This window comes from Bacillus swezeyi, from assembly GCF_001969815.1.
GTDB lineage: Bacteria > Bacillota > Bacilli > Bacillales > Bacillaceae > Bacillus > Bacillus swezeyi.
The window spans coordinates 102,428-108,427 of record NZ_MRBK01000020.1 but is presented as its reverse complement, the minus strand read 5'-3'; the positions used below and the strand labels follow the sequence as shown (position 1 = coordinate 108,427).

General features: G+C 43.0%; 6 protein-coding genes and 1 rRNA gene. 3 read left to right on the top strand and 4 right to left on the bottom strand.

Annotated elements, in window-relative coordinates; translation table 11 throughout:
• A 16S ribosomal RNA gene (locus BTA30_RS16840) occupies nucleotides 1–116 on the bottom strand; the annotation flags it as partial.
• A gap of 286 nt (nucleotides 117–402) precedes the next feature.
• Nucleotides 403–1,284, bottom strand: coding sequence for a nucleotidyltransferase-like protein (locus BTA30_RS16835; RefSeq protein WP_076762462.1), 882 nt, complete (start codon nucleotides 1,282–1,284; stop codon nucleotides 403–405).
• A 217-nt stretch (nucleotides 1,285–1,501) separates the two neighbouring features.
• Here BTA30_RS16835 and BTA30_RS16830 point away from each other — a divergent pair, with 217 nt between their 5' ends.
• On the top strand, nucleotides 1,502–1,852 hold the full coding sequence (locus BTA30_RS16830; protein ID WP_076762461.1) for a YgzB family protein: 351 nt from the start codon (nucleotides 1,502–1,504) through the stop codon (nucleotides 1,850–1,852).
• Nucleotides 1,853–1,902: 50 nt separating this feature from the next.
• On the opposite strand, the gene perR is transcribed toward BTA30_RS16830, so the two are convergent.
• Nucleotides 1,903–2,340, bottom strand: coding sequence for a peroxide-responsive transcriptional repressor PerR (perR, locus tag BTA30_RS16825; protein ID WP_003179961.1), 438 nt, complete (start codon nucleotides 2,338–2,340; stop codon nucleotides 1,903–1,905).
• 392 nt (nucleotides 2,341–2,732) lie between these two features.
• Nucleotides 2,733–3,206 carry a thioredoxin-dependent thiol peroxidase gene (gene bcp, locus BTA30_RS16820; protein ID WP_076762460.1) on the bottom strand — a complete coding sequence of 158 codons (474 nt, stop codon included), beginning with the start codon at nucleotides 3,204–3,206 and terminating at the stop codon, nucleotides 2,733–2,735.
• A gap of 155 nt (nucleotides 3,207–3,361) precedes the next feature.
• Between bcp and BTA30_RS16815 the strand changes: the two genes are divergently transcribed.
• On the top strand, nucleotides 3,362–4,660 hold the full coding sequence (locus BTA30_RS16815) for a glutamate-1-semialdehyde 2,1-aminomutase (RefSeq protein WP_076762459.1): 1,299 nt from the start codon (nucleotides 3,362–3,364) through the stop codon (nucleotides 4,658–4,660).
• Nucleotides 4,661–4,925: 265 nt separating this feature from the next.
• Nucleotides 4,926–5,993 (top strand): FUSC family protein, encoded by a 1,068-nt coding sequence (locus BTA30_RS16810; protein ID WP_076762458.1) that lies wholly within the window; start codon nucleotides 4,926–4,928, stop codon nucleotides 5,991–5,993.
• The last annotated feature ends 7 nt before the right edge of the window (nucleotides 5,994–6,000 follow it).

Here is a 6,000-nt window from a genome sequence, read left to right as displayed (position 1 = left end):
TTACTCACCCGTCCGCCGCTAACCTAAGGGAGCAAGCTCCCGTCGGTTCGCTCGACTTGCATGTATTAGGCACGCCGCCAGCGTTCGTCCTGAGCCAGGATCAAACTCTCCATAAATGGAGCGCAGATTAAGTTCGTCACATCCTGTGACAACATCTGCATGACCTGCATCGTGCAGGCCCCTGACTACGCACATTCGCATGTGCGATTTATTTAATGAATTAACAGGTACGTTTGTCTTGTTTAGTTTTCAAAGATCATTTCCGCTTCGTTGTGAAGCGACTTTATTAGTATAACATTTTCAACTAGGCGTGTCAAATGTTTTTTTGTTTTTTTCGTCGCTGCTGCTTTCAGCTGGAAAACCGTTTCGCTAACAGCGACGTTTAATACTATATCATCATCATTATTCATCGTCAACACTTTTTTTTATAAAATATCCTCGATGAAAAATCTTTTGGCCCTTTGTTTCAATTTCTTTTACGCATACCAAGTCCTTTTCCGTCAAAAATTCAAGGATGACTCCAAGGTCTGCGGTAAAGTATTTAAGCTCGGGATGATTGAGAAGCTCGGCAAATTGCCAAACCGTTTTTTCATTCATCACATCAAGAATGTGGGCCGCCCCAATTTCAGCTTTTGAATGAATGAGAAAATCGCTTGCGAGAAATAATAATTCCAGCCTTTTATGCAGGCTTTCATTGCTTTCAATCAGTTCCTTATACAGTTTATATACCTGCGGCTCCATATGCCGCACTTGGTTCCATACCGTCACTTCAGGATGAAAGCCTTTATCTATCACTTCAATTCTGGCCAAATGATGGAGGGCATGTACGATGGAATTATACGCATCCAAAAACTGACCATCTTCAAAGAACGCTTTTCCTTCTATATACCTTCTGATTAGCTTTCCGTATTCAAGTCCAATTTTTAATTTTCGTTCTGAAAATGGAAAAGTATTGAGCTGTTCTATCAGCTTTGCGATAAATTCATTTCTGTCAAAAAGAACTTTTCCATTCAAGATCCAATCTATTATTCTTCTGTTCGTGCCGAGCAAAATCCATTCTTGAAGCTGTTCAACAGAAATAATATGAAGAGAAGCCGTTTTCCCGTCAAACTCATAATGCTTCACGAATACAGGTTCTTCAGTTTTGTTTACAATAACCAGCAATGCCGCATCAAAATTATCTGTCGCAGATGACGTTTGATTTCTCCTCTCGATGATCATTACAGCTAACGTGTCAGGGCGGCTTGCTCTTTCTTGGTAAATCGGACGGAGAAGATTTTCCATCACCATTCCTCCAATACGATGTAAAATACATGCTTTAAAAGCTTCTCTTTTGTTTCTATCTACTTCTACGAGCCAATAAAAACTCCTTTATTTTGAAAACACATTGAAATATTATAATCAATCTCCCCAAAACTCTCTATAGAAAATTCCAATTCATTCTCATTAATTAAAGAATAACACATCTTTGTTATGCTATATTAGAGACAGGGGGATGGATATGGCCAAATATTATAGCAAAATCAACAAAATCAGAACGTTTGCGTTAAGCTTGGTTTTCGTCGGCTTCATTATTATGTACATCGGAATCTTTTTTAGGTCTTCGGTCTTGCTGATGTCGGTGTTTATGGTCTTGGGGGTTTTATCTATCATGCTGAGCACAGCGGTTTATTTTTGGATCGGCATGCTTTCGACCAAAGCGGTTCAAGTCGTCTGTCCGAACTGTGAAAAACCGACCAAAATTTTGGGCCGGGTCGACATGTGCATGCACTGCAGGGAGCCTCTTACACTAGACAAAAACCTTGAAGGTGAAGAATTTAATGAGTCGTATAATCGAAAGTCTCTCAGGTAATATCTCAAAACAAAAAATAAGCTGACCGTTAAAAAAGCGGCCAGCTCTTTTTAATGGCTTTCTTTTTTGTCGCATTCCTGGCATAAACCGTATATTTCCAGTCTGTGGTGACTGACTTTAAATCCTGTCACATGTGAAGCAAGCTGCTCCACTTCGTCAAGGCCGGGATAATGAAAATCGACGATTTTTCCGCAGCGTTCACAAATTGCGTGATAATGCTCGGAAGTTACGAAGTCAAATCGGCTGGAAGAATCGCCATACGTTAATTCTTTCACGAGCCCTGATTCCTTAAAAACCCGTAAATTGTTATAAACCGTTGCTACGCTCATGTTTGGAAATTTCCCTTCCAGAGCTTTATATATATCATCTGCAGTTGGATGAGACATAGAATTGACGAGAAATTCCAGAATGGCATGACGTTGAGGAGTAATTCGCACCCCGGTTTCCTTCAACGCTTCCAACGCTTCTTTCAGGTTATGTTCAGCCATCGTCATGCACCTCTCTTCTAAAAAAAATTCTTACATTATAATGTTTATAATTAGTGTAACTCCTGATAAGAATCTTTGTCAATTCCAATCCCTGTGAAAAAGCGTTTTTTTAAGCCAAAAAGACCTATTATTAAAATGATGGCCAAACAACCGGCCGATTATGACCATAATAATCCTTTCAGCGTGACCCGAAACCCTTGCAGCCTAGGAAGGACGTCCGCGCACTTAACCGCCGTTCCTTAATGATGGCGGCACTCAGGCAGGACGCCTGAGCGATTAGCCGCCGTTCCTTCTTGAACATGAGCACCGACTCAGCAGGCCTGACAATGAATGCGAGGGTTTATCGACACGCTGAGAGACCGATCCTTTTCAGTTCGGCCTCAGGGCTGTTTTTATTCAGCAGAAGCTTCTTTTACAGCTTGAAGAGCGTCTGCAACATGGTCTTTAACCTTTACTTTGCGCCATTCTTTCACAAGTTGGCCTTCTTTATCAATCAAGAAAGTTGACCGCTCAATTCCCATATATTCTTTGCCGAAGTTCTTTTTCAGCTTCCATACATCAAATGCTTCAGAAAGCTTATGTTCATCATCCACAAGCAGCAAAAACGGAAGGTCGTGTTTTTCTTTGAATTTTTCATGGCGTCCCTGATCATCAGGGCTGACCCCTATAATGACGGCATCAAGTTCTTTAAAGCTCTCATGGCTGTCTCTGAAATCACAGGCTTCCGTGGTGCACCCCGGGGTCATATCTTTCGGATAAAAATAGAGCACGACATACTTACCTTTAAAGTCTGACAGCTTTACTCTTTCATCGTGATCGCCCAAAAGTTCAATATCAGGTACTTTTTGTCCAATTTCTACAGTCATTGTTTTTGCCTCCTGTTTATCATTAATCGTCTACTTCCCTCATTATAAAAAACAGTTTCCTTCTATTCAAATAATGGCGGCTTCTTTTTTTGCGCTCTGTCCACATATGTTACAATAAAGGAATAGACAAAGGTGTGAGAAGTGAGGAGGATATTATGCAACACACACAAACCGAAAAGCTTCATGAAGAAGCTCTTCAACATATAGTAGGCGGAGTCAACAGCCCGTCAAGATCATACAAAGCCGTCGGCGGGGGATCTCCGGTCGCGATGGAAAGAGGAAGCGGCGCATATTTTTGGGATGTAGACGGCAACAAATACATAGATTATCTGGCGGCATATGGACCGATCATTACCGGCCATGCCCATCCGCACATTACGAAAGCCATTCAAAAGGCGGCAGAAAACGGCGTCCTCTACGGAACACCGACAAAACACGAGGTCACTTTTGCCAAAATGCTGAAGGAAGCGATTCCTTCATTAGATAAAGTGAGATTCGTCAATTCAGGTACAGAAGCTGTCATGACGACGATCCGCGTCGCACGCGCTTATACCGGCAGGACCAAAATCATTAAATTCGCAGGCTGCTATCACGGGCATTCGGATCTTGTATTGGTAGCGGCCGGTTCAGGCCCATCCACTCTGGGTACACCCGATTCAGCCGGGGTTCCGAAAAGCATTGCAAATGAAGTCATTACCGTTCCATTTAATGATATTGACAGCTATAAAGAAGCGCTTGATAAATGGGGCGGCGATATTGCAGCCGTACTCGTTGAACCGATCGTCGGAAACTTCGGGATCGTTGAACCGAAAAGCGGATTCCTTGAACAGGTGAACGAGCTGACGCATGACGCCGGGGCATTGGTCATTTATGATGAAGTGATTACCGCTTTCCGCTTTATGTACGGCGGAGCCCAGGATCTCTTAGGCGTCAAGCCTGATTTGACGGCGCTCGGCAAGATCATCGGCGGCGGACTGCCGATCGGCGCCTACGGAGGCAAAAAGGAAATTATGGAGCAGGTGGCACCGCTCGGACCAGCGTATCAGGCCGGGACAATGGCCGGAAACCCGGCGTCCATCTTATCCGGCATTGCCTGCCTGGAGGTGCTGAAGGAGAAAGGCACATATGAAAAGCTTGACCGCCTCGGCGCCATGCTTGAGGAAGGAATTGTGACACATGCGAAAACGCACGGCATCGATATCACCGTCAATCGTCTAAAAGGCGCGCTCACCGTATACTTCACCAAAGAAAAAATCGAAAACTATGAGCAGGCTGAAAATACGGACGGCGAGATGTTCGCGGCATTTTTCAAACTGATGCTTGAGAGGGGAGTCAACCTTGCCCCTTCCAAATATGAAGCGTGGTTTATAACGACCGCTCACACCGAAAAAGACATTGAGGATACATTGAAAGCCGTAGATGAATCATTTCAACAATTAAAACAGCGTATATAAAAAAGAGAGCGGGCCGCTCTCTTTTTTATCAATACGCAAGCGTTCTGAAACACTAACAAAAAGGCACATTCAGGTTCGGAAGCCTCAGCTTGTTTTTCTTTTTTTGTCAATGATTTGTTTTTTCTTAGAAATGGGTTGAATATTTCAGGAGATCGCTGTATATTACTTTATTGTTTGGCAATTTAGCAGAGAGGGAATGTTCAGGTACAATTCATTTTCTGTAAAGAACGAATTTTATTATAGAAAGGGATGCAAGTAAAGCCTAATGAAACTTGGTGCCCGTATTTTCAAAACAGGCGTTGCCATTACGCTCGCACTATACATCGCAGAATGGATCGGCCTGCCCACTCCGGTTTTTGCAGGCATCGCGGCTATTTTTGCGATCCAGCCTTCGATCTATCGTTCATTTTTGACGATTGTCGATCAAGTGCAGGCGAATATTATCGGCGCCGCAACAGCTATTATTTTTGGACTTATATTTGAACCCAGTCCGATTATCATCGGATTGACGGCGGTTATTGTCATCGCGATTAACCTGAAGCTGAAGATCGAGAACACGATTTCGATCGCTCTTGTCACCGTTATTGCCATATTGGAGAGCTCAGGCGACAACTTTTTATTGTTTGCCTTGATGAGAACCGGAACGGTTATTCTGGGCGTTTTGTCCGCGTTCTTGGTCAACCTGATTTTTCTGCCGCCTAAATATGAAACGAAGCTCGCCAGCCATATTGTGGAAAATACAGATGAAGTCATCAAATGGATCCGGCTGTTGACCAGGAAGACAACAGAGCACTCCATGCTGAAAGAAGACATCGAAAAACTGAAAGAAAAAATGATGAAAGCCGACTATCTCTACTTGCTGTATAAAGAAGAAAGAAGCTATTTAAAAAGATCAACATATGTGAAACAGAGAAAGCTCGTACTTTTCAGACAGGCGATCATTGCGTCCAACCGAGCGCTTGATGTTCTGAAAAAGCTGCACCGTCTTGAAAACGACTTTTACCATATGCCTGAGGAGTTTCAAGAAACACTGGTCGAAGAGCTTGATTATTTGCTTCACTGGCATGAACGCATTTTAATGAGGTTCGTCGGCAAGATCAAAACACAGGATACCGTTGATCTTCATGAAGAAGGAGATGTATATAAACAGCATTTGACCGAATCGTTCCTGAAAAACCAGGACAAATTAAAAGAAGACTTATTGGACTACAATATGCTGACCATTATGGCAAGTGCAGTGGAATACCGCGAACAGCTCGAGCATTTGGAAACATTGATTACAAGCTTTCAAACTTACCATAAAGAAGACAGCGAGCTTGAAGTTGATGAGTAAAACCGGT